Annotated in this window: 22 protein-coding genes and 1 riboswitch; of the genes, 5 read left to right on the top strand and 17 right to left on the bottom strand. The window is 60.6% G+C overall.

The annotated features are described in order from the left end of the window. Positions 1-27: 27 nt before the first annotated feature. From I6I94_RS08500 to I6I94_RS08470, 7 genes are all read right to left on the bottom strand, one after another. A complete protein-coding gene (locus I6I94_RS08500) occupies positions 28-1026 on the bottom strand; it encodes a hypothetical protein (RefSeq protein WP_201620607.1) in 999 nt (332 codons plus the stop codon). Then, entirely contained in the window at positions 1023-2570 is a 1548-nt protein-coding gene (locus I6I94_RS08495) for a pentapeptide repeat-containing protein (RefSeq protein WP_037287375.1), read from the bottom strand. Before I6I94_RS08495 ends, I6I94_RS08500 begins: the two co-directional genes overlap by 4 nt. A 79-nt stretch (positions 2571-2649) precedes the next feature. Continuing rightward, positions 2650-4305 carry a hypothetical protein gene (locus I6I94_RS08490; RefSeq protein WP_128088115.1) on the bottom strand — a complete coding sequence of 552 codons (1656 nt, stop codon included), beginning with the start codon at positions 4303-4305 and terminating at the stop codon, positions 2650-2652. 3 nt (positions 4306-4308) lie between these two features. Then, positions 4309-5856 carry a hypothetical protein gene (locus I6I94_RS08485; protein ID WP_128088116.1) on the bottom strand — a complete coding sequence of 516 codons (1548 nt, stop codon included), beginning with the start codon at positions 5854-5856 and terminating at the stop codon, positions 4309-4311. Between the two features lie 63 nt (positions 5857-5919). After that, positions 5920-7491 carry a pentapeptide repeat-containing protein gene (locus I6I94_RS08480; protein ID WP_128088117.1) on the bottom strand — a complete coding sequence of 524 codons (1572 nt, stop codon included), beginning with the start codon at positions 7489-7491 and terminating at the stop codon, positions 5920-5922. A 419-nt stretch (positions 7492-7910) separates the two neighbouring features. Then, positions 7911-8177: a HepT-like ribonuclease domain-containing protein gene (locus I6I94_RS11610; RefSeq protein WP_408015307.1), complete on the bottom strand. Its 267-nt coding sequence runs from the start codon at positions 8175-8177 to the stop codon at positions 7911-7913. Between the two features lie 83 nt (positions 8178-8260). After that, a complete protein-coding gene (locus I6I94_RS08470) occupies positions 8261-8575 on the bottom strand; it encodes a nucleotidyltransferase family protein (RefSeq protein WP_081481278.1) in 315 nt (104 codons plus the stop codon). A gap of 97 nt (positions 8576-8672) precedes the next feature. Here I6I94_RS08470 and I6I94_RS08465 point away from each other — a divergent pair, with 97 nt between their 5' ends. From I6I94_RS08465 to I6I94_RS08455, 3 genes are all read left to right on the top strand, one after another. Beyond that, positions 8673-9626, top strand: coding sequence for a 1,4-dihydroxy-2-naphthoyl-CoA synthase (locus I6I94_RS08465; RefSeq protein WP_006888801.1), 954 nt, complete (start codon positions 8673-8675; stop codon positions 9624-9626). A gap of 68 nt (positions 9627-9694) precedes the next feature. Continuing rightward, positions 9695-11125, top strand: coding sequence for an AMP-binding protein (locus tag I6I94_RS08460; RefSeq protein ID WP_201620606.1), 1431 nt, complete (start codon positions 9695-9697; stop codon positions 11123-11125). Between the two features lie 14 nt (positions 11126-11139). Further along, on the top strand, positions 11140-12030 hold the full coding sequence (locus I6I94_RS08455) for a 1,4-dihydroxy-2-naphthoate polyprenyltransferase (protein ID WP_037287372.1): 891 nt from the start codon (positions 11140-11142) through the stop codon (positions 12028-12030). Positions 12031-12090: 60 nt separating this feature from the next. Here the strand turns inward: I6I94_RS08455 and I6I94_RS08450 are convergent, their stop codons facing one another. The 8 genes from I6I94_RS08450 to I6I94_RS08415 form a co-directional block, all read right to left on the bottom strand. Continuing rightward, positions 12091-12639 (bottom strand): NAD(P)H-dependent oxidoreductase, encoded by a 549-nt coding sequence (locus I6I94_RS08450; protein ID WP_128088119.1) that lies wholly within the window; start codon positions 12637-12639, stop codon positions 12091-12093. Between the two features lie 91 nt (positions 12640-12730). Then, positions 12731-13429: a GNAT family N-acetyltransferase gene (locus tag I6I94_RS08445; RefSeq protein ID WP_126926204.1), complete on the bottom strand. Its 699-nt coding sequence runs from the start codon at positions 13427-13429 to the stop codon at positions 12731-12733. An 82-nt stretch (positions 13430-13511) separates the two neighbouring features. Beyond that, positions 13512-14258 (bottom strand): alpha/beta fold hydrolase, encoded by a 747-nt coding sequence (locus I6I94_RS08440; protein WP_128088120.1) that lies wholly within the window; start codon positions 14256-14258, stop codon positions 13512-13514. A gap of 15 nt (positions 14259-14273) precedes the next feature. After that, positions 14274-14714: an SRPBCC family protein gene (locus I6I94_RS08435; protein ID WP_128088121.1), complete on the bottom strand. Its 441-nt coding sequence runs from the start codon at positions 14712-14714 to the stop codon at positions 14274-14276. A gap of 256 nt (positions 14715-14970) precedes the next feature. Further along, positions 14971-15408, bottom strand: coding sequence for a hypothetical protein (locus I6I94_RS08430; protein ID WP_201620605.1), 438 nt, complete (start codon positions 15406-15408; stop codon positions 14971-14973). A 42-nt stretch (positions 15409-15450) separates the two neighbouring features. After that, positions 15451-16251, bottom strand: coding sequence for an energy-coupling factor transporter transmembrane component T family protein (locus tag I6I94_RS08425; RefSeq protein ID WP_006888825.1), 801 nt, complete (start codon positions 16249-16251; stop codon positions 15451-15453). Further along, positions 16248-17879, bottom strand: coding sequence for an ABC transporter ATP-binding protein (locus I6I94_RS08420; RefSeq protein WP_126926201.1), 1632 nt, complete (start codon positions 17877-17879; stop codon positions 16248-16250). Before I6I94_RS08420 ends, I6I94_RS08425 begins: the two co-directional genes overlap by 4 nt. Before the next feature lie 30 nt (positions 17880-17909). Next, complete coding sequence (locus I6I94_RS08415) at positions 17910-18509, bottom strand: ECF transporter S component (protein ID WP_128088123.1); 600 nt, start codon at positions 18507-18509, stop codon at positions 17910-17912. Positions 18510-18564: 55 nt separating this feature from the next. Beyond that, positions 18565-18664: riboswitch (TPP riboswitch) on the bottom strand. 239 nt (positions 18665-18903) lie between these two features. On the opposite strand from I6I94_RS08415, the gene I6I94_RS08410 reads away from it, so the two are divergent. Both I6I94_RS08410 and I6I94_RS08405 read left to right on the top strand, forming a co-directional pair. After that, on the top strand, positions 18904-19143 hold the full coding sequence (locus I6I94_RS08410; protein ID WP_006888809.1) for a DUF4235 domain-containing protein: 240 nt from the start codon (positions 18904-18906) through the stop codon (positions 19141-19143). Between the two features lie 151 nt (positions 19144-19294). Further along, positions 19295-20710 (top strand): MFS transporter, encoded by a 1416-nt coding sequence (locus I6I94_RS08405; protein ID WP_128088124.1) that lies wholly within the window; start codon positions 19295-19297, stop codon positions 20708-20710. A gap of 90 nt (positions 20711-20800) precedes the next feature. Here the strand turns inward: I6I94_RS08405 and I6I94_RS08400 are convergent, their stop codons facing one another. Next, a complete protein-coding gene (locus tag I6I94_RS08400) occupies positions 20801-22165 on the bottom strand; it encodes a nucleoside/nucleotide kinase family protein (protein WP_236588845.1) in 1365 nt (454 codons plus the stop codon). A gap of 43 nt (positions 22166-22208) precedes the next feature. After that, positions 22209-22808 carry a dCTP deaminase gene (dcd, locus tag I6I94_RS08395; protein WP_126500490.1) on the bottom strand — a complete coding sequence of 200 codons (600 nt, stop codon included), beginning with the start codon at positions 22806-22808 and terminating at the stop codon, positions 22209-22211. Positions 22809-22910 lie beyond the last annotated feature (102 nt).

Below are 22910 nucleotides of genomic sequence, written 5' to 3'. Positions count from 1 at the left end.
TCTGTCGCCAGCGCCTAGCGGCCCTGCCTAGGCGCGCTTAAACTCGCGGCGTGCGGGCTTTTTACCCACCGCAAAAACGCATTTTTTAAACGACGGTGATGACCCCGCCAGCACAATATTACTGAAGTCTGTTGCGGCAGAAAATACGGAGTAGCTGAAAACGGTTTTGGTGCTGTACACCGAGTCGGCGAATACCGCTTCTTTGCCGAAGGTTGAGCTGGAGAAATCGGCGCGTTCCCCGTACTGGTTCTCGTTAAAGTTCGCCTCGCCCCGGTAGATGCACTCGCTGAACGTGACGGGAGACATGTACCGGGTGACCCCGAAGTCGGCGTTGGCGGCGTAGGTGCAGCCGCTGAAGTCTGCGATGCCCTGACAGTGGGTGCCGATGAATGAGACGTTCCCACCGTAGAACGAGTTGCTGAACGTGACGGACTGCGCAAAGAACGCACCGGGGCAGTACAGCCCCTCCCCCCAGTATGAGCCGGAGAAATCGACCGGGAAGAAGAACTCGGCAGACGAAAACGAGGCAGAGTCGAAAAACTCGAAGTAGAACCCCGACCAGGGCCCGGGGGTGATTTCCCCCGCCGCCACCTGCTGCGATTCTTTCTTCTTGGTGGCCCCGCCCGCCGGTTTCCAGCGCACACGGGTGTGGATTTCCTCCAGGATACGCACCCGCACCCGCGATTCTTCGGTGAGCGCCTTCTTATCCCGGTGGAATTGCAGCGTTTCCTGCTGGTCCAGGTTCGGGGGCACCTCACCGTACAGTTCCGCGCGGGATGCCAGCGGGAACGGGGTGCTCACGTAGGCGCACAGGGCGCTGACAATGTCCTGCGCCTCACGGTGGCAGGCGCCTTCAGACACGGAGACATCGGCCAGCCACTCGTCGGCCAGCCGAACCAGCTCACCCACGGCACCTAGGCGCGCCTCAACGCTCAGGCCGCTCTCATAGCTCAGCTCACCAACCGCCGCCGAGAACCTGGCGTGACGGCCGGTGAGGGCAACATCCGCTGAAAAATAACCGCTCATAGTGACCGCACCCTCCGCGCAAAAACGGTGCACGCCTCAAGCACCCGCTGATGCACACCACGGTGCGCATCCGTGCCGGGCGGCACATCGTACAGGGACGCCACAAGCGCTTCGATGGCGCGCAGGTGCACGCCCATCTGCGCAGCCTGCGACAAGCTGAGTGCCCGCGCGCCCGCGGGGAAGCCGCCCACCAGCCGAATATCGTACCGGCCGCCGGGGCCGTTACCGAAATAGTTATTGACGGTGGGGTCAAAAATACACCCGTCGAAGGAGGGGGCGCCCGCCATGAATTTTGACTCGCCAATATCGGCGGTACCGCAGTAGATGGACTGCCCAAAATTGGCGGCGCCGCCGTACGAGGACCCGGCCATCCCGGCGGGTTCACGGCTGGGGCCGCCCAGGTAGAGGGAGCCGCTGAAGTCAACGCCAGCCTCGTACCGGCACTGACCCATCGCCACATCCCCCAGGTAGGTGGAGCCGCTGAAGCTGACCGTGCCCTCATAGGAGGACGCCCCGAAATTGGCGTTCCCGTAGTAGACGCAGTGGGTGAAGTCGGTGTACCCGCGGTACTGCGAGTCGTACATGTCCATGTCACTGAAATAGACGCAGTGGCTAAAGTCGGCATGCTCCCGGCAGCGGCTGCTTAACGAGGCGTACCCGTAGTACACAGAACTTTGAAATGCGGCGTCTCTCATGTAGGTGGACCCGGCCAGTACCGCCTCCCCGAAATAGGTGCAGCGGCTCAGGTTCGCGTCCCCATAGTAGTTGCAGCCGTGCAGGTAGGCGTCATCCCGGTAGACGGACCCCGAGAAATCAGCGTCGCTATTGTACAGGTTGGTGCGCGCATCCAACCCTTGATGATAGTGGGACACCCCAAAAAATACGGGGCCGTTGAAGGTGCACCCGTGCACCTTAGCGGCCTGCCGGTACACGGAGTACCCGAAACTGGTGGGCCCGCCGAACACGGAGTCGCTGAAATCCACATCCCCGTAGTAGACGGAGCGGCTGAAATCTGCGGAGGCGTGGTAGGTGCACCCGCGCAGCGACAGCGGCCGCCCCCAGCAGGACCCGGTGAACGTGACCGGGTAGAAAAATACGCTGCCCGTAAAGTCGAATTGGAACCCGGACCAGGCGCCGGGCTTGCCGTCCACCACAATCGTGCGGGAATGGATGGCCTCAACAATACCCGCCCGCACCTGCGCCTCCGCCTCAAACAGCGCCTTATCAACCGTGAAAAGTTGTTTCTCTTGTTCGTTAATGAACGGGGCAGGTTCTAAAGACGAAAAACGCGCATACTCCGACGCCAACGAAAACGGGGACCGCACATACGCGCACAGGCTGCTGATGGCCGCCTGCGCCTCCTGCCTGCACTGGGCCGCCGGGGCGTCGTCAGTGTTCATCCACTCATCCACCAGCCACACCAATGCGTACACGCCGCTCATGCGCACAGTCGGGTCGCTACTGCCCAGCTGCTCAAGCGCCACAATATAGCGGGCGCGGCGATTCAGCATCGTGAGATTACTCGTTGAGGCGGACGGGGTCATTGCGGCATCCTCGCAATATGTTGTGGTTGGTACTGTTACCCTAGCATACGCTACTGGGGGCCAATGCGCGCATCCGCTACTATCGTGCCGTGTCAGGGGCCGTTAACGAACGCACCCATGAGGCCAACGCCTCACTGGCTGCGTGCAGCTCCGGGCGGGCTTCCAGAACCTCCGGGGAGTCCTGCCCGGTGCGGCGCGTCATAACCTCCAGGGCCTTTGCCGCCCGGTTAATGCTCTGCCGGTAGCTGCTCAAGCGGATAAGCCCCTGCTCGGTGAGGGTACGTGAGCCTATAGGGAACGACGGGCACCCCGCCGCCATGGGGATGCAGTGCTCACTGCCCATCGCCACATTAAACAAGTACCCAGCCATCGGGTTAAACAGGCACCTATCGAAGGCCGGTTCGTTCGCAACAAACCGGACACCGGCAAATGATGCCCCGCCCATGAACGCCGCCTCCCGGAAATTCGCGGCGCGTTCGTGGCACACCGAGTTGCTGCAGTCCACCCCCTCAAGGAACACCGCCTCCCGAACAGAGAGGTTCATGCCGTACACATTCCCCGTGAAATTGACCTCCTCATGGAAGATACTGCCCGCGAACGCCACATAGCCGGTGCTGCGGCACCTGTTGAAAGCAACACGGCCGTAGTATGCCGAATCACTGCCGGTGAAATAGTGCCCGAAGGTGCTGCCGACGAAAGAAGCATCCTGCAGGTAGGTGCAGCGGTCAAAAGAGACGGGGTTGGTGTAAGTGCATCCGCTCGCGTTGAACGTGCCGCAGTAGGTGTTATCGTGCAGGAACGCGTCTCCCTTATAGGTGCAGGAGTCAAACCGGGCGGCACGCGAATAGTGGCTGTGGTTCAGGCGCGTATCCGAGTTGTAGGTGCTGCCGGTAAATATTGCCCGGCCGTGGTAGGCGCACTGTGAGGCCGACATATACCCCGTATAGGTGCAGCCCGAAAAGTCCGCGTCGGAGCGGTAGACGGAACTAATGAACCCCGCGTAGGGGCCGAACGTTGAACCGCTGAAATTCACGAACTCACGGTACAGGCTCCCGCCGAACCGGGTGTACCCGCCGTAGGCGCACCCCGAAAAGTCCGTTGCACCGGCATACACCGACCCGAAAAAGTCGGCATCATCCGCGTAGGTCGATCCGCTAAAATCTGCGGGCCCGCCATAATAGGAGCCGGTGAGGTTCGCATCTTCCCGGTGCGTGCACCCGCTCAGGTTCAGCCCCTGACCCCAGCAGGAGCCCCTGAAATCCACCGGGTAGAAGAACAGGGTGCCGCTGAAATCGTAGGCAAACCCAGACCATGTTCCGGGGCTGAAATCCCCGGTTTTAAGCGGCGCGTAAGGGTTTTGACTAACAGTTTTGGTGGTCATCCAGCGCACCCGTTCGTGGATCTCTGTCAGGATGCTGCGCCGCACCTTCGCCTCAGCCACCAGTTCAGCCCGCTCAGCGTAGAACCGGGACTGCTCCTGCAGGTCGCCGGTCGGCTCATCGGCCCACAGTTCAGCCCGGTAGGCGAGGGAGAACGGGGAGCGGATGCTCTCACACAGGGCGTCAATAATGGTCTGCACCTGGTGGTGGCGTTCGTGTTCCGTCACGGCTGTATCAGCCAGCCACTCATCGGCGAGTATGACAAGGGTGCGTGCCGCACCCATCCGAGCCTCAACCGTACCGCCACCGAGCTGCCTGACTGCCTCTTCAAAACGTGCTGTGCGTTCTGTGCGCATTGTCTACCCCTTCATTGCGTTGTTGAGGGCCTGCACAAGGGCGGGAAAGTTAAGCAGGTCGTTATCAAACATAAAATGGCACCATGTGTGGAACAGAACCTGATGCTGAGCAGCCTGGTAAGCGGGCGAACCAAACGGTATGGTGCGCAGGTAGGATCCGAAGGCGGCCCGGGCACGCAGGCACCGGCTCAGGGCCACCGACTCTTTGAAGCTCAGCGAACGGGAGGCGGCCGGGAGCGCACCGCTCATAGGCACCGCGTGCTCGCTATAAGGGAGAGGGCCAAAATCGTTCACGCAGGAGTCATTGAAAACACATTCGTCAAAGGCGGGTGGCTTCCCGGCGCTGTGCGCACCCATGAAGGACACCCCGCCGGCGAACACCGACCCTCGGAAGCTGCTGGACGCCTGCGGGTTTGCGGTGTGGCCAAACTGGACGCCGTCAAAATTGGCGGAGCCGATGAACTGCTCAGAAGCGTGGTAAACGCCGCCACGGTACTGGGATTCCGCAAAGGTGGCATTTCCCAGATAACGGCTCCCGTAGAACGAGACATCTGCTTCATACACGCTGCAGCTGTAGTCGGCATCCCCCATATGTGCGGATTCCCCAATCTGCGCCGAGGCACCGTATGTGCACCCGCGCATTGTCAGGTTCGCCCCGTACCGGTTTTTGCTGTAGTTAACCTTGCCGCGGTACGTGCACCCCGATAAATCGGCGGGACCGTAGTAGGTATTGCCATGGCTGCACACGCCCCGGTCGTAGGTGCTGTTACTGAGATCAGCCGCACCCCGGTACACAGAACCGGCAGCAGTAAAATCGTGGGTATACCCGTGATAGTTGCCCTCCACAGCCCCGTAGGTGCAGTGGCTGCGGTCCAGGTTACGACGGTAGATGCACCCAAACACGTAAATCGTTTTTCCCAGGTAGGTGCCGCCCGAAAACGACGCATCACCGTTAAAAACGCTGGTCTCCATGAACACATCATCCCGCCAGGTGGCGTTCCGGGCGGTCACCCTCCCGCCCCAGAAAGCCCCCGCAAGGTGAACAGGGTAAAAGAAGTCCGCGCCCGAGAAATCATAGTCAAACCCGGACCACGGCCCGCCGATGACGGTTTCCTCGTCGGCAGTACCAAAACTCATGGAATATGTGTACCGCTGCGGAACATACCCCACCCAACGCACCCGCTCTATAATGGCCGCAAGGATGCTCTGCCGCACCTGCCCCTCCTGGACCAGGTGCGCCTGATCCGCATAGAACTGGCGTTTCTCTCGGGTACTCAGGGCCTCATCCGGTTCTTCCTGGGTGAGCTGCAGGTACCTGTCGGTACCCGCATAGGGTGAGCGAATATACTCGCACAGCGTGTTAATAATGCCCTGCACGCGTGTTCCAGCCTGCTCGGCGGGAACATGCTCATCAGCAAGCCAGTCGTCGGCGAGCGTCACGAGGGTTTTCACGGCTGCTGTGCGCACGGGGGCGGCTGGGCTGTACAGCTGTTCGGCGGCAGCGGATTCTTGGGCATGCCGCTGGGTGTGGTTGGGCTGGCTCGGGTTCACGGTGGTGTACTCCCCTGGTTTTATCGGTGGTATGTGGTGATGCGGTGGGCAGCGGGTGTGGTTTTAGAGAGCGTACGCCCACTGTTTCAGCTCGTTGCACACGGCGAGTATCTGCTGGTGGATGGCCCACCGCTCTTCAGAGTCTGCCGGTGCCTGCAGCAGGGTCTCCGCCAGTTCCCTCACGTGCTGGGAGCGTTCATTCATGTGGGCCACCTGCGAGCCGTTGAGCAGCCGGGAACCGACCGGGTACTCGGCGCGTATTTCTGCCTCATAGTCGCTGTCGTAGTCCACACTGAAAGTGTTGCGCACGGCCGGGTTGAAGATGCACCCGGCGAACGAATTATCGGGGGTGCTGTACTGCACCTCGTCAAGGCTGACGCTCTGGCAGAAGAGGGCGGGGCCATAGGTGACGGGCCCTTCATAGCAGCTTCCGGAGAACACCCCGGAGGTATCGCCGTAGCCTTCACCATCTTGTGGGGGCACACACTGCAGGTAGAGGCAGTCGCCGAAGTCTGCCTTCGCCTCATAGGTGTTGTAGGACAGCTCGGTATCCTGCCCAAGGTAGATGCTCTCACGCATGGTGACATCGCCCTCGTAGGTGTTGATATTGATATCAGTGAGCCCGTAGTAGACATTGTGACTGTAGTCGATAGGCCCGGCAAACGTGGTTTCTTCGTGTTCAAGGTCTGCGAAGAAGACGCTGCGGCTGTAGTCTGCGAGGCGTTCCCCATCGCCGTAGCCCAACCTGGTTTTTCCGTGGTAGATACAGTTATTGGCGGTAACCCCCTGAAGGTAGCTGGAGGATAAGTCAATATGCTCCCCGTAGTAGAGGCACCGGCTCAGGTTGGCGTGGCCGTGGTGGGTGATGTCGATCCAGGTGTTGCCGTGGTAGAGGCACCCGCTCAGATCGGCTTCCTGGAGGCATACACCCTGTATGCTCACGCCCTGCTCGTAGATGGTCGAAGATGCGTTTAACACCCCGTTAAAGTGGACTTTATTGAAATGGACATCGGCACCGTAGATGCTGTGGGAGAAGTCGACGTCGCCATTAAAGACGGTGTCGTTAAAGATGGCGTCCGCGAGGTAGGTTGAGCTGGAGAAGTCAGCATCCGCACAGAATGTTGCCTCAGCCATATTGAGCGGCACGCTCCAGTAGGAGCCGGAAAGGTTCACCGGGTAGAAGAACACACTGCCGGAGAAATCATAGGCGAAACCGGACCAGGGCCCGGGGCTCTCACGGGTACCGATCACGCGCGTGTGCACCGCCAGCAGCAGGGTGAGGCGCACGGTGACTTCAGCATCGAATTCGGCCTTGTCGTGCGGGAAGTTCCGTTTGTCTTCCTCACTCAGCGCCGGGTCTGGCTCGTCACGGCTGAGTATCTTGTATTCGGGGGCCATAGGGTACGGGGAGCGAATGTAGGCGCACAGGCTGTCAATGAGCGCGGTGGCCTCGGCGTGGCGGGTGGGGCCGGGCAGGGTCTCGTCGGCCAACCATTCGTCAATGAGCCATATGAGGGACTGGGCTCCGCTAAGGCGCGTGACGGGGGCAGGGTCAGCGAGCTGTTCCAGTGCGGAGATGTAACGGGCTTGGCGGTCGAAACGAGGGTCGGGGGCTGGTGAGTCGGTTGTGGGCATGGTGTACCTCATCAGGTATGTGCGGCTGGTGTTGTCCCCTCAGCTTACGGGAGTGCTCGCCGGTCCGCACTTAATTTTGTCGGTTATACATTGATTATGCATAAAAGTCTCAGGTTCAGGTTGCAGGTGACCTACATTTTTTCAGATGTTGCGCACACAACAATAAGGTTTTCTGCTTGAAGTTTCTAAGGGCCACACCCCACAGGACGCAACGTGAGGCACCACCGCAAGAACACGCCAGCTACGGGAAAACTATGCACCGACTAGGGAAAATACTGCATACCCGGAACAGGCGTCAGGTGCCCAGCGGCGGCACCTGGCACGCACAGGATGCACCACGGTGCCCACGGAAGCGGTAGACGGGCATGTGCGGAAAATAACGGATATTCAGGGTGCATCACCCGCTACCAAGCAGTGGACTATTTGCTAGAAGCTAGGGTGTCACGAGTTGTTTGGATACCCTTAAGGACCTCTACCAGTCTGGTGGAACTAACTTCCCATATGATGCCCATATCAAGTTGCCGGTATCCGTGAGAAATGATGTGTCGCATTGCAATCAGATATTGCCATTCAGGCGCATGATGCATTTCGCAGAATTCGGGAAATTTCCGACGAATAGTTGCCAGGTTTTCACCAAGCTCATGCAGTCTCATGCAAACCGCGCTCTGAATTAGATCTGAATCCATGAATTCGTCATAGCTGGGCGGTAAAAACCCGAGCAGACGATGCCCAGAATCCAGCGCATTTTCAAGATAAGGTAACGGGGTTTTCATAGGGGAAGCTCAATAAGGTCCGGCTCTATATACTGCCACATGCGTGGATCAATTGATAACGCAAGATCCACTGGACGGTGCAGTTCTTGTTCCAGCTCAACCGCAGCATCCACACTCTTGCAGAAAGCTTGGTAACCGGAATCATTTCCGAACTCTACAAGTATGTCAATATCACTAGTGGGGGTGAGCTCGTTACGTGCCGCACTCCCAAAAAGGCGAGCGCGGGTAGCACCGTAAGCACGCAAAATGTTAAGTACGCGCTCCTCATGTGGAAGAGCGTACATACGTTGAATACCGGCTACGCCACTCATGCCCTGATTGTAGCATTTGACGGGCTGTTCCCTTGAGGGTGCAGCACCGTTTCGCCCTTGGGACACGGGCGGGTGAACCCCGCGTAAAATAGGGGGCATGACTGTTACGTTCCCTCCCCAGGTTTCCGATATTTTCAACCCGCAGCACTGGCGCATCGTTGACGGGTTTGAGGATTTTACCGACATCACCTACCACCGCCAGGTGCAGCGCGACGAGACGGGCGAAATCTTGCGCGACTTGCCGACCGTGCGCATTGCTTTTAACCGGCCCGAGGTGCGTAACGCCTTCCGCCCGCATACTGTGGACGAACTCTACCGGGCGCTCGATCATGCCCGCATGACCTCTGATGTAGGCGCTGTGCTTCTGACAGGGAACGGCCCCTCCCCCAAAGATGGCGGGTGGGCGTTCTGCTCGGGCGGTGACCAGCGCATCCGTGGGCGCGACGGCTACCACTACGCCAGCGGCGACACCGCCGAATCTATTGACCCTGCACGTGCTGGGCGGCTGCATATTCTGGAGGTGCAGCGCCTGATTCGTACCATGCCCAAGGTTGTGATCGCTCTGGTCTCTGGGTGGGCTGCGGGTGGCGGGCATTCCCTGCACGTGGTTGCGGATTTGACCATAGCCTCCGAAGAGTACGGCAAGTTTAAGCAGACCGACGCGACTGTTGGCTCTTTCGACGCGGGCTACGGTTCGGCGCTTTTGGCGCGGCAGGTTGGGCAGAAGTTTGCGCGCGAAATCTTTTTCCTCGCCAAAGAGTACGATGCGCAGCGCATGTACGAGATGGGTGCCGTTAATGATGTGGTGCCCCACGCAGAGCTGGAAAATAAGGGTCTGGAATATGCGGCTCATATTGCCCGGCAGTCTCCGCAGGCTATCCGTATGCTCAAGTACGCCTTCAACCTGCCCGATGACGGTATGCTCGGGCAGCAGGTTTTCGCGGGAGAGGCAACCCGCATGGCGTATATGACCGACGAGGCTGTGGAGGGGCGCGATGCGTTTCTACAAAAGCGTGACCCCGACTGGTCGAACTATCCCTACTATTTCTAGGGTTTTACGCGTTGCAGAATAACCGTTCTGTTGTGCCGGGAGGCCACTGCGATCCCCGTAAGTCCCGGGTGGATAGCGGCGAAGCAGGCGCTATGACGGGTGCATTCCCCGGTTCACTCACGCCGCTTCCTGCTCCACGCCAGGATGCGCTGCATCCGCACGCGGTCATCCTCAGCGCCGATGAGCCCGCCAATCCGCAAGAGATTCTGCGCGCCTTCGAGCGCTCTCTTACCGGGGACTTGCCGAACAGTGCTCGGAATGGTCAAGACCCGCTCGGGCAAACAGAAGACCCGGAGTCTATTGCGCTCGTGGTGGGCACCTCCGGGTCCACGGGTGCACCCAAACAGACGGCGTTAAGCGTACGGGCGTTGCGGGCATCCGCTCGGGCGACCGAGAGGTTTTTTGCGGACTACCCTTCGGCCGGTTCAGCTAAACCGCAGAGGGCTACTTCTGAGGTTCCTGCGCAATGGCTTCTCGCCCTGCCCGCGCACTATGTGGCGGGGGCTCAGGTTCTCGCCCGGTCGGTGCTCGCCGGAACGACGCCGGTAGTTGCCGCATCGATCACCGACGGGGTTAGTTTTACACCCGAAGTATTTCTGAACGCCGCCGAACGGCTCAGCTGCGCCCGCCGGTTCGTCTCTCTTGTGCCCACGCAGGTGCATAAGCTCCTAGAAGCCGCCGAAGCCAGCCCCGCACTGGGGTCAGAAATTTACGATGCGCTCGGCCAGTTCACCGGAATCCTGCTTGGCGGCGCCCCGGCAAGCGCTTCCCTGCTGGCAGCCGCGCGCGAGCTTGGGCTGAACGTGGTCACCACCTATGGCAGCGCAGAAACCGCCGGTGGGTGCGTCTATTCGGGGGTAGCCCTGCCCGGGGTGCGGCTGCGTGTGGTTCCCGAGGACGCAGGTTTAGCAGACAGCCCGGTTGTGGCCGGGGCTGAAGCGGCCGGGCGTATCTGGCTCGGTGGTGAGCACCTTGCCAGCGGGTACTTGGGCGATAGCGCGCGCACCGCATCGCATTTCTTCGTTGATGCCCACGGGTGCCGGTGGTACCGCACCGACGATTACGGCTCACTCGTGCCCCCCGCCCCAAACACTCCCGAGGACGGTGGTGCTCCGGCGCTGAGTGTTCTGGGGCGCTCCGATGATGTGATTATTACCGGCGGGGTGAAAGTCTCTTCTCACGCAGTCGCCGCCGTCCTTGAAAGCCACCCGGCGGTGCGTGAGGCTGCGGTGGCCGGTGTTCCCGACGCGCGGTGGGGGGCCGCCGTCATTGCCGCCGTCACCCTGCGGAACCTGCCCGGGCATTATGGTGCGGACGCTGCCGAAACAGCAAGGCAGCTGCAGCAGCTGTGCGGCGCACGGCTGGGTGCGGCGGGCGTGCCGAAGGTGGTGCGTATTGTGCCTGATTTTCCGGCCACAAGCACGGGCAAACCTGACCGGCTGGCAATATACAGTATGCTGTGTAAGGCGCACGCCGAGCAGCAAACCAACCGTGTGTGAAGGAGGGCATAGCCGTGGCATCACCGGCAGAATGGATTGAGGGGGCGCGTCTGCGCACCCTACCGCTTGCTTTGGCGCCGATCGTGGCGGGGTCTGTGGCGGCGGCCGAGCTGCATTCGTTCCGTCCCCTACGAGCTGTGCTTGCTCTTCTGGTGGCGTTCTTCCTGCAGGTGGGCGTGAACTACGCGAATGACTACTCTGACGGTGTCAAAGGCACCGATGAGGGCAGGGTCGGCCCGATGCGCCTTGTCGGTTCAGGTGCGGCAAGCCCGAAAGCGGTTAAGTTCGCCGCGTTTTTGTGTTTCGGTCTCGCCGTGTGTTCCGGTGTGTTGCTGGTGGCGTTAGCGAACCAGTGGTGGTTCCTGGCGGTTGGCGCATCCGCGCTTTTTGCGGCGTGGGGGTACACCGGCGGGAAACGGCCCTACGGGTATATGGGTTTGGGTGACGTGTTCGTGTTCATCTATTTTGGGCTGGTTGCCACTTTAGGCACGTTATTCACGCAAACTAATCAGCTGACGCTCACCGGGTGGGTGGGGGCCGGAGCGGTGGGCCTGATCTCGTGTGCGCTGCTCATGGCGAATAATGTGCGCGACATCCCCACCGATAGTGAATCGGGTAAGCTCACCCTGGCGGTGCGGCTGGGTGATAGGGCCGCACGCATCACCTACGCGGTTGAGATGATCCTGGCGATTCTGCTGTGTACCGTGCTGGTGCCGCAGAACCCGTGGTTTGCGCTGATTTTTGTGCTGGTAGGGCCGACCGTTTACTCATGCGTGACGGTGCTTTCTGGGCGCACCGGCAAAGACCTCATCCCCGTGCTGAAACAGGCCGGTATTGTGGCGCTGGCGTACAGCCTGCTCATGGGGCTGGCGGTATTCTTGGGGAACTTCAACTCGCTCTCCTAACCCCCTGCCCCATAAGCTTTTGCGGGTTTTCCCGGCCCGCGCAGGCCGCACAGGCTGTTGCTAGGCGTAGTAGGTGTTCAGGTGCGCCAGGTAATCACCCGCACTGTCTGCCACCAGCTGGGCGGCGGCTTCATCGTAGCTCTCATAGGTGTCGATGGTGTGGAACGTGAAGAGAGGCTGATAATTGGCGCTAATATAGTTAGCCGTCAGCTCGAAGGGGCGCAGGGTTTCAGCAACAGTGTACCCAACGGAGCCTTCCGCACTGTACTCTGAGGCGGGAGCGCCCAGCGAGACGGCAATACCGAGTTTCTTATTCTCGAATGCCTTACCCTTTGATCCGTAGGCCCACCCGTACGTCAGCACCTCGTCGCACCACTGTTTCAGAAGCGGAGGGCAGTTAAACCAGTACACCGGAAACTGAAGCACAATGTTCTGGTGCTCTTCCACGAGAGCCTGCTCGCGCTCTACATCAATCACACCGTCGGGGTACTCGCTGTACAGCTCATGCACGGTAAACCGGTCCGGATGCTGGCGCAGCATCTGCACCCAGGTTTTGTTGACCGTAGACTCGTGGATATTCGGGTGAGTAACAATTACAAGGGTTTTCATGGTATTTCCTTCCGTTCGACGTTAGAAAATACCCATAGTATCTATGCCGTTTGGCTCTGACAATACCCCAGGGCACCCGTTCGGCTAACGGCTACACAGCGATCTCCCGCAGGGAGGTGCGCTGCTGACCGTGCGCATCGAAATTCTTCGGATCCAGCCATTGCAGCAACCGGTGTTTACGCTGCTCCCATTCGGTATCCAGCATTGAATACCACGCCGTATCGCGGTTGCGGCCTTTATATACGACGGCTTGGCGGAACGTTCCCTCATAGGTGAAGCCTAGGCGCTCGGCTGCGCGGCGTGAAGGCTCATTCAGTGCATCGCATTTCCACTCGTAGCGGCGATAGTGCAGCGTCTCAAACACGTACTGCGCCAGCAGGTACTGCACTTCCGTGGCGGCGCGCGTGCGTTTTAGACGTTCGCCATAGGTCACGCTGCCCACCTCGATAACACGGTGGGCGGGGTTAATGCGCATGAGCGCTAAAGTGCCAATCGCACGCCCATCCTGATCTATCACAGTCAGATAGTACGGGTCGGTGGATTCCTCCATGCGCTTGAGGAGGGTCTCTAACTCTGCTCGGTCAGCAACAGGGTTCAGGGACAAATAGGTGAAACTTGGTTTGGGCGCTTCAGGGCCGTAGACCTCGTACAGGTCGTCGCCGTGGCGTTCTGCATCAAGTTTTTCGAGGCGGCAGTAGCGCCCCTGTAAACAATCAACACTGGGGGCCTCACCCGCGCGGTAGTCGGGCAGGGCATCGCCGATAGGCTGCTGGTAGTCGTTATATCGCATGGGTTTTCTCAAATTTTTCGGTTGCGGCAGGTGCTTCTTTATCGTACCTGCAGAAGCACCAGCCCTCAGCGATTTCCTCTGTTTATAGTCCGTACATTGTTTTCATGGCAGCCCATATGATGCCGGGCTGCTCACTGATAGCCTCATGGCTGGCGAACGGCACATTCATCAGGTGCGCCTCGGGCAGGTGCTCACGCAGTTCCGCCAGCTCTTGTAGAGAAAACAGAAAATCGTTCTCCCCACGCGCGGCCAGCACAGGCACCTTAATCGCGGAAACATGCTCGTTCAGGTATCCTGTCTCCGTGGTGTCCAGCCACCGGTGACGCAGATCGTCTACAAGTGTCTCAAGGTGAGGGCGCGGATTCAGCCTCTCGTAGGATGCGACCCTGTCAGCCATGCGCTCACGGAAAAGTGCGGGCGACAGGTTCTCAAACATCTCCCGTACGGAGGCATCCTGTACACCACTCCACGACGAACCAACAGTCACTACCGAAAGCACTCGTGTATCCTCAGCCGCTAGCCGGTAAGCCGCCGTGCCGCCATCGCTGAAACCAAAGACATGGTATTCCCGCAGCCCGGTAACCTGCACAATATGACGCGCGTCTTCGGCAAGCTGCGCGTAGGTGAGTTCAGCCGTGCCGCGGGTGGAACGCCCGTGACCGCGTGCGTCGGTTTCAACCACAAAAAAGTGCTGCTGCAGCTCAGGCAGGATAGCAGCGAAATCCTCTGCTGACCCGAACCCACCGTGCAGAAGCAGCATGGCCGGGTTTTCAGGCTCACCGCTTAGACGGTAGAACAAATCAGCGTCTTGATAGTGCGTGGTGGGCATGTGCTTCTCCTCAAGTTATAAGACGTCTGCCCAGTCCACCTGGGACAGGGCCTCGTGACGTTTGCGGAACGTGTACTTCAGAATGGGCACACCAATGAGCCTGTCGATTAGGGCACCTAACCCTGTTGTGAATTCGATGGTGTCTGTCATGCAGGTGCCGCCTGCTGAAGGCTCAAAGCGGTGTGTGTGACGGAATGTCCGGTAGGGGCCTTTACGCATAGTATCGGTGAACAGTGCTCCCCACTCATGCTTTTCCACCTCTGCACGGTGCCGCAGCCACAGGCCGCACACCCGGTACCTGAAATCTAGAATGTCGCCCAGCTGCCAGTGGTCAGTGCCGGTAAGCCAGCGGACGGGGAAGGGGAACTGCTGGCAGAACCCGGTTTGTGAGGTGCAGTACCGGAACACCTGATTGGGTGGAGCGTTCACCAGCACCTGGCGCGTGTACACCGCCATACTAATAGCCCTTCTACGACTGGTTGTATGCACAAGGTTAAGACGGCGGCGGCAGGCATCAGATGCTTTACCCGCACCAGCTTTTCGAGTCTTAACACCAGTGTTCTCAACCTACCACGGTGTCCCCGGTTTCTCTACTGTTCTCCTGTGCCAAAACCAGCCCACATGTGCCGCAGTACAACCGTGCAGAAGACGCCCCGGGCGTTTAGGTGGTCAACCAGACGGGGTGGGCTTCCGCCCGCGTGCTCATGGCTTGTCATATTTCTTCTGAGCCGGAAATATCCTCAAAACCAATAATTTTGCTATCACAAAAGTTAATGAGTATGCCGTACGGCTCGGCAATAGGTAGCGGGCTTTCCCTAAAAACAATAGACCAGCTGCTGCCCTCATAGAACATAAATTCCGGCAGCGAAAGAAGCGGCCCGTCGGGTGCACGATCACCCTCAGAGACCCCTAATGCGCCCGGGTTTTCAGCCAGGATGTTCTGTAGCAATAGTTCGGCGTCCTGCCGGTACGCAGATGCACGGTTCATTCTGTGGGCAACAAACACAAAATCAGCATCGTGATAGTCGGCAGGGTCACTTAGCTGAATGGAGAACGGCATATGTTTAAAGATGCCGTGCAGAAAATACTCCCCTGTCTCACCGGCAGCTGTCACCTGCATACCCGTAAAGCCAGCAGCATACACATCCATGCGGTGACCCGCCCTCCAATCACCAGGTGTACTCAATGCCCGCTACCCCCACAGGAACTGCAGGGCGCCCAGCCACCACGACACCCCATACGCGAGCGCAACAATCACCACTGAGGCCACCACCAGGTACGCATCCCGACGCGAATAGGCGGGCACACGCGCCCACGACCGCGCCCCCGCACCGAACCCGCGCGCCTCCATGGTGACCGCCAGGCGTGAGCCGCGCCTAATAGCCTGCACCATCAGCGCGAACATCTGCCCCGCACCGGTGCGCAGCCGCCCCCACGGGCCCTGCCCCGCGCCCAGCCCGCGGGCACGCCGCGCCTGCCCCAGCGTATTCCACTCCCCAAATAGGATTCCCACCAGGCGCAGCGCCGCCAGCGCGGCCAGCACAAACCGTGCCGGGAGCCGGAAGGTCTGCGCCAGCGAATCCCCCAGGTCTGTGGGGTCGGTTGAGAGCACGAACGCGAACGTGGGCAGCACCATCGCCAGGGAGCGGAGCATCATTGAGACGGCGGCAGCCAACGAACCCTGCGTAATACTATTCACCCCGAAGTCGAGGATCACGGGGCCGGTCTTATTCACCAGGATCGCCACACTCCAGCCGGTGCTGGCCACCGCCACCAGGATGGGCCAGGCGCGGGCCAGCAGGTTGACCGGGCGGAAACCCACCACCGTGAACCCCACCAGTTCGAGGACGAGCATGACGGTGGCGCTCACCGGGTCTTTAATGAGGATCGCCGCCAGGATAAGCACCACGGTGACCACGCATTTCACCCCCGCGTTCAGCCCGCCAAACCAGCTGTTCCGTTCGGCGCTTGGCCCGAAAAAATCCGTGTTCATGCGCGGTTTCCTTCCTGAGCATCCCGGGCGGGCGCATCAAGGGTGATGCTCCGCCCACCCAGGGCCGCCGTGAACTCCATATCGTGGGTGATAGACAGCACCGCCGTCCCTTCGGCCAGCAGCCCGCGAATAATGCGCACCAGCTCACCCCAAGTGTGGGCGTCCTGCCCGAACGTGGGCTCATCCAGGATGAGCACGCGGGGCGCGGTCGCCAGCGCCGAGGCCACCGACAGGCGGCGTTTCTCCCCACCGGAAAGAGTGAACGGGTTAGCACCCAGCAGCCCGCTAAGGCGCAGCCGCTCAGCCAGGGACTCGGTGGCGGCAGCAAGCGCGCCCTCATCCACGGGCTCACGGCGTAAAGCGGCTAGGCGGCGCGGGCCCAGCTGCAGCTCCTCACGCACGGTGCCGCGCACGAACTGGTACTCGGGTTCCTGAAACACGTACCCGATTCGCCCAAGCAGCTGCGCCGGGTTCCATGAGGGCACATCCCAGCTGGCGGGGTGCGCCTCGTGGGCGAGGTTTTGCAGCGCCGGATGCGCACACAGGGTGCCGTCGGCGGCGTAGAGCAGCCCGGCCAGGGTGAGGGCAAGCGTTGATTTTCCTACACCGTTTGGGCCCAGGATACTCAGGTGCTCCCCCTGCCTGATGCTCAGGTTCACCCCGCCGCGCAGGGTGGGCATGCTGATGCGCACGGGTGCGGCATCCGGCATGGTTTTGAGCTGTTTACGGCGGGCACGCAGCTGTTTTTTGGTGGGGTATTCCCGCGTGATAGCAAGGTTTTCGGCGGAGAGCAGCTCGGCTTTTGGCGCCGTTGGGGTGCCGGGTGTTTCGGGTACGTAGCCGGGCACCCACACGCCGTCGGCGATGAGGGTTTCGCGGGCCTCATCAAGCACCTGCTCGGGCGGGCCGTCGTGGGTGATGCCTCCGCCGGAGCCGAGCACGATCACGCGGTCCATGTGCTGCGCCCACACGCTCACCCGGTGCTCCACCACGATGAGGGTGGCCCCGGTGTGCGCGGCCGCCCGCACCACGGCCTCACGCACCTGCTGCACCCCCTGCGGGTCGAGGTTGGCGGTGGGTTCATCCAGCAGGATGGCGCGCGGGTGCATCGCCAGGATCCCGGCAAGCCCCAGGCGCTGTTTCTGCCCGCCGGAGAGGGCGCTGGTGGGGTGGTCCAGGCTCAGGTGCTCCAGGTTCACGGCGCTCAGGGCTTGGCTGACGCGCTCCCAGATTTCTTCGCGCGGAATGCACAGGTTTTCGGGGCCGAAGGCCACATCGTCGCCCACGCGGGCCAGCACCACCGACGACTCCGGGTCTTGCTGCATGAGCCCCACTATTCCGCGCGCATCGGCGGGTGTGTGCCCGTCGATGCGTGCGGTACCGAGCTGGCTGTGCCCGTCATCATCGTGAATAACCCCCGCTAGGGCGTGCAGCAGGGTGGATTTCCCGGCGCCGGAGGGCCCCAGCAGCAGCACTTTCTGGCCGGGTTCGATGCTCAGGGTAATCCCCGAAAACGCGGGTTTTTCACGGCCGGGGTGGTGCCACCCGAACCCGTCCAGTTCGATGCGTGCCCCCGCTGAGCCTGCTGGTTCTGCGGTGCGGTGCTGCCCCACGGTGGTGGTGTTCACGGTGTGCCTTTCTCCTGCGATAGTGAGGTGTTACGCCTGCACGGTGCGGGCTTGCGCCCCCGAGGCGAGGGAGGCGAGCACACCGGTTTTCGCGAGCGCCTTAGTGAGCGCCCACGAGCCGATACCGGACATTACCAGCCCCGAGAGCACGGAGCACACGATGTAGATTGCGGCTTTGATGGGGTCCATATCCGGGTAGTAGATGAGGATTTCGTTGCCGCCCATGAACAGCCCCGCAAGCGCACCGGCGAATACCGCCACCGGCAGGTTCCAGCGCCGGTATGCGAACACGGCAAAGGCGATTTCGGCGCCCACACCCTGGATGAGGCCCGCCAGCAGAATCTCACCGCTGAAAGCGCCCCCGGTCAGGAGCACTGAGATAATGGCGGCCACCACCTCACAGTACAGTGCGGCGCCGGGTTTGCGGATCAGGTACCCACCGAGCACCCCGGCGAGCAGCCAGGCACCGCCAATGAGGGGCTGGTATTCGGGGACGGCCGCGAAAATGGTTTTAGCGGCCGGGCTCACCCCAATATCCCACACCCAGAACACTACGGCGCAGGCTACCGCCACGACCGATACGATCACGATTTCGTTCACACGCCATGTGAGGCGAGATTTATGTGACATTTTTCCTCCCGTCGTTGGAAGGGGGACAGCCTCGCCCCGTGTATGTGGGCGGGGTTATCGAGAATAGTCGACTCCCTACACCGGTACTAACCGGATCAGGTTCGAGGGTCTGCGTAGCACTCTCAGCGCCGTAGGGCGCTCCCCTGTCGTTAATGCCCGGGTACCGCCCGGGGTCCATACATATTCTACATACAGGTGAAGGCTTTGGTGAATCCCGCTCAAAGACCGTGTTCTGCCCAAAGAATAGCGGGTAATAGGCGTGAAGCTGCCCGAAAGTGGCTTTTGATGTGGCGGGGCGGGTATCACACCCTGAAAAATCCGCGCCGGGTGCGCGTAACCTCGTAAAAGCATATACGCTAGAGGGTAGGGTATTTCTATCGAATGGAGAAACTATATGAACCCCGTCGCCAAAATCGCCATCACCGGTGTGAACCTCGCCGCGTCCGCTCTCGTAGGCAAGGGCCTGAGCTATGTGTGGAAGGGTGTTACTGGCAATGAACCGCCGACTATCGCCCCCGAATCTGAAGACACCGTGCGCAACGTTATTATTTGGGCGGTGCTCACCTCGGTGGTGGGTACGCTGGTGAGCATTGGTATTGCCCGCGCCCAGCGTCGCTTCCTGCCCACCCGGTAGCGCGTACCGTACCGCACACCACCCGCTGATGCGGGTATTTTGAGGGGATGCGCGGGTTCGCCGCACCGGCCCGCGTGTCCTTCACTTTTTCACACAAAACATCCCCGCGGAATGCGCACGGTCGCGCCCGCCTGACAGCTTTTCAAAGAACATGGCTACTACACCTGACCACAGCACCAGCCGCCGTTCGGTGGCCTCATGGGTGCTTTGGGACGTCGGATCGTCAAGTTTCGACACCATCATGACCACCTTCATTTTCACGGTCTACCTCACCAGCGCATACTTCGGGTCTAAGGAGGGCACCTCTGCGGCGCTGTCGCTGGGGCTGACCATTGCGGGGTTTTTCATCGCCCTGTTGGCGCCAGTCACCGGCCAGCGTGCCGATAAAACGGGTAAGGGCATCTTCTGGCTGGGTGTGAACACGCTGTCGCTGGTGACGTTGACGGCGCTGTGCTTTTTCGTTGCGCCCTCCCCAGCGTACCTGTGGCTGGGGGTGAGCCTGGTGTCGGCGGCAAGCGTGTTCAGTGAGTTCGCGTTCGTGAACTACAACGCTGTGCTTCCACGGGTTTCAACCCCGAATAATATCGGCAAAATCTCGGGTCTTGGCTGGTCGGCCGGATACCTGGGCGGGGTGCTGGCGCTGGGTGTGGTGCTGTGGGGGTTCGTGCTTGAACCGAATGGGCTGCGGCTCAGCACCGACGATGCGTTCAATATCCGTGCTGTCGCCCTGTTCTCGGCGTTCTGGTGCCTGGTGTTCTGCCTTCCACTGCTGGTACGGATGCGGCGCCGGGAGCGGTTCCTGCCGGAGGTGCTGCCCGTGCGTGAGCTGAAGTTCTTAGAACGCGGTTTTACACGGCTTTCCCCGGCCCGCCAGGGCGGGCTGTTCGCCTCGTACCGGGAGCTGTGGCGCACCATTGTGCGGCTGCAGAAAAGCGCCCCGCAGACCCTGTACTTTCTGCTGGCAAGCGCGGTGTTTCGTGACGGGCTGACCGGCATTTTCACGTTCGGCGGTATCCTGGCGGCGGGCACGTTCGGTTTCACCACATCTGATGTGATTATTTTCGGTATTGCCGGTAACGCCGTGGCCGCTATTGGCGCGGTCCTTGGCGGGTACCTGGACGACTACCTGGGGCCGAAGAAAATTATTGTGTTCTCGCTGGTGGGTATTCTGCTGGCCGCCACCCCGCTGCTGCTGTTCCCGTACCCGGGCACGTTCTGGGTGTGCGCACTGGTGCTGTGCCTGTTTGTGGGCCCGGCGCAGTCGGCGTCCCGCACGTTCCTGGCGCGTATTGCCGACCCGGGCACGGAGGGTGAACTGTTCGGCTTGTACTCCACAACCGGGCGGGCCACAAGCTTCTTAGCCCCCATGCTGTTCGGTGTTTTCGTGGTGATTTTCAACGCCCAGGTGTGGGGCATCTTGGGGATTATGATCGTGATTCTGGCCGGGCTGCTCATGCTCCTGCCGCTGGAATCGCCGGAGGCGCTGCGGCAGCGTAAAGCCCGCCGGCTGGAGAAGAAACAGGTGAAGCGGGAGAGGAAAGAGCACAAGGCCGCCCACCGGCGGTAAGGGGCAGCATACCGCAACGCACCGGCCGCATCACAAAATAACTCTGTGATGCGGCCGGTGCGTTTGTGCCTAGTCAGTCTGCGGACCAGCCTACTCGGTGGCCTCCGCGTTTTGAGTGGTACCCCCTGCGGGAGTCCCATCGGCGTCTTCTGCGGTATCTTCTGCGGCGGTTTCGCTACCGGGAGCGCCCTCTTCAGAGGCGGCCGCATCCGGGTCGGCGGCATCCGGCTCAGCCGGTTCAGGGTCTGTGTACAGCGGGTCATCCACCGTGCGCACCGTCAAAATACCCGCCTCAGAAAGCTGCGTAATCACCGTATCGTACGCATCCCGCGGCAGACCCTCAAACAGTTCGCACAGCAGCTCATAGTGCTTCTCTGAAGAGATCTGCTGCTCAGCAGCGATCCAGCATTCGGCTGCGAACCCCGACAGCTCGTTCAGGGCCTCACCGCGGTGCAGCAGGAACGTCTCCTCCCCCACCAGGTACCCCTCACTACCGGGCGCACGGGCCACCGTCACAGTACCGTTAGCGAACACGTTCGGCAGGGCGTCTGCAGGCTCAAACGTCTGGTACCCTTCAGCCTCACGCTCCGGCAGCCCCTCACCACTAAGCAACTGATACACCAGCGGCTCAGCCTGCTGCACCTCCGAATACACCAGACGCCACACACCGCCGCTTTCAATAATCACATCGGCGATGCTGCGCAGCCCCTCACGGGTGAACATCAGCCCCGAGGTCTGCTCACAGATCGTCATAAGCGCCTGCGCCAGCGGCACCGGCTCAATACGCGGGGAGGTCGGCTCATCACGGCGGTCAATGATCACCACACGCTCAAGACGGTAACTGTGATCATCCGCAGCAACCACGTTCAGCCCCAGCTCGGCGGGGTTCTGCTGCTCCTTCGGCTCGTCGGGGGCAACAATGACCGACAGCGGCTTCGGGTACGGCACCACGGCACCAGTGGTGCGCTCAATAATGGTGGTCTCATCCGTCAGGTACGCCAAACGCTGCCCCAAGTAGCGGGAGGCAGTGGTTTTACCGCTGCCGGATGCCCCCACCAAAGTAACGGCACGCTTCGTGGCGGGGTCACCAATGGCGGCAGCATGCAGCAGCACCTTAGAACCACCCACCAGCTGCTGAATCATAGCGACCGTGAGCATGGACGTCATGGACTGCAGCGCCTCAGCCTCACGGGTGACGTTCACCATCTGCATGGTCTCGAAACCGTTCATCAGCTGCGGGACCTCATCAAACAGGTTTCTGCTGCCATCATGCGCCACGAGCATATGCGCCACGGAGCGGGTCGCCTCAACAGCCGCCTCAACGCTCTCATACAGCACCGGGTCGAGGGTAGCCCAAATCTGCTCCACCTTGCTCACGAACTGCTCGTCAGCGCCGGGACCAAACACCACCTTCAGTTGGGCGCCAGCGGGCCGCACAACCATTGTAGGGAACAACAGTATTCTCTTTTCTCTTAGCCATCAGGACAATAAACCCCGGCTAATCTGCGGGATTCTCAGTAACGGGAATCTCGGTACGGTGAAAGTTCAAGTAGCTGCGCGAAGCCGTGGGCCCGCGCTGACCCTGGTAGCGGTTGCCGTAAGCGCCCGAACCGTAAGGGTGCTCAGTCTCGCTCGTGAGCCTGAAGAAGCACAACTGGCCCACTTTAGAACCCGGCCACAGCATGACCGGCAGGGTCGCCATATTCGACAGTTCCAGGGTCACATGCCCCGAAAAGCCGGGGTCAATAAACCCGGCCGTGGAATGCGTCATCAAACCCAAACGCCCCAGCGACGACTTCCCCTCAAGACGCGCCGCCACATCCGACGGCAAAGTCACCTTCTCATAGGTTGAGCCGAGAACGAACTCACCCGGGTGCAGAATAAAAGGCTCATCGGGGGCAACCTCAACCAGGCGGGTGAGGTCTTCCTGCGGCTGCGACGGGTCAATGTACGGGTACTTATGGTTATCGAACAGCCTGAAAAAACGGTCGATGCGCACATCAACACTGGCTGGCTGAATCATCGAGTCGTCGAACGGGTTGAGCACGATGCGCCCGTCAGCAATTTCCTGTCGTATATCGCGGTCTGAGATAAGCACTCTCTAAGGATACCTAGTGTATCCCCTCCCGTGCGCACCGAAGCGCCGCAAATTTTAGGGCGTGCCGCACAATTGCACCCGCATCGGTTCTGAACGACGCGG

Origin of the sequence: Rothia aeria, from assembly GCF_016726365.1 — a bacterium.
Classification (GTDB): Bacteria; Actinomycetota; Actinomycetes; order Actinomycetales; family Micrococcaceae; genus Rothia; species Rothia aeria.
This window is presented reverse-complemented; position numbering and strand designations above follow the sequence as displayed.

Coding starts and splice junctions, on each gene's coding strand:
- I6I94_RS08500 (WP_201620607.1), bottom strand. CDS start 1,026: ATGAGCGGTTATTTTTCAGCGGATGTTGCCCTCACCGGCCGTCACGCC.
- I6I94_RS08495 (WP_037287375.1), bottom strand. CDS start 2,570: ATGACCCCGTCCGCCTCAACGAGTAATCTCACGATGCTGAATCGCCGC.
- I6I94_RS08490 (WP_128088115.1), bottom strand. CDS start 4,305: ATGCGCACAGAACGCACAGCACGTTTTGAAGAGGCAGTCAGGCAGCTC.
- I6I94_RS08480 (WP_128088117.1), bottom strand. CDS start 7,491: ATGCCCACAACCGACTCACCAGCCCCCGACCCTCGTTTCGACCGCCAA.
- I6I94_RS11610 (WP_408015307.1), bottom strand. CDS start 8,177: ATGGATTCAGATCTAATTCAGAGCGCGGTTTGCATGAGACTGCATGAG.
- I6I94_RS08470 (WP_081481278.1), bottom strand. CDS start 8,575: ATGAGTGGCGTAGCCGGTATTCAACGTATGTACGCTCTTCCACATGAG.
- I6I94_RS08465 (WP_006888801.1), top strand. CDS start 8,673: ATGACTGTTACGTTCCCTCCCCAGGTTTCCGATATTTTCAACCCGCAG.
- I6I94_RS08450 (WP_128088119.1), bottom strand. CDS start 12,639: ATGAAAACCCTTGTAATTGTTACTCACCCGAATATCCACGAGTCTACG.
- I6I94_RS08445 (WP_126926204.1), bottom strand. CDS start 13,429: ATGCGATATAACGACTACCAGCAGCCTATCGGCGATGCCCTGCCCGAC.
- I6I94_RS08440 (WP_128088120.1), bottom strand. CDS start 14,258: ATGCCCACCACGCACTATCAAGACGCTGATTTGTTCTACCGTCTAAGC.
- I6I94_RS08435 (WP_128088121.1), bottom strand. CDS start 14,714: ATGGCGGTGTACACGCGCCAGGTGCTGGTGAACGCTCCACCCAATCAG.
- I6I94_RS08430 (WP_201620605.1), bottom strand. CDS start 15,408: ATGGATGTGTATGCTGCTGGCTTTACGGGTATGCAGGTGACAGCTGCC.
- I6I94_RS08425 (WP_006888825.1), bottom strand. CDS start 16,251: ATGAACACGGATTTTTTCGGGCCAAGCGCCGAACGGAACAGCTGGTTT.
- I6I94_RS08415 (WP_128088123.1), bottom strand. CDS start 18,509: ATGTCACATAAATCTCGCCTCACATGGCGTGTGAACGAAATCGTGATC.
- I6I94_RS08410 (WP_006888809.1), top strand. CDS start 18,904: ATGAACCCCGTCGCCAAAATCGCCATCACCGGTGTGAACCTCGCCGCG.
- I6I94_RS08405 (WP_128088124.1), top strand. CDS start 19,295: ATGGCTACTACACCTGACCACAGCACCAGCCGCCGTTCGGTGGCCTCA.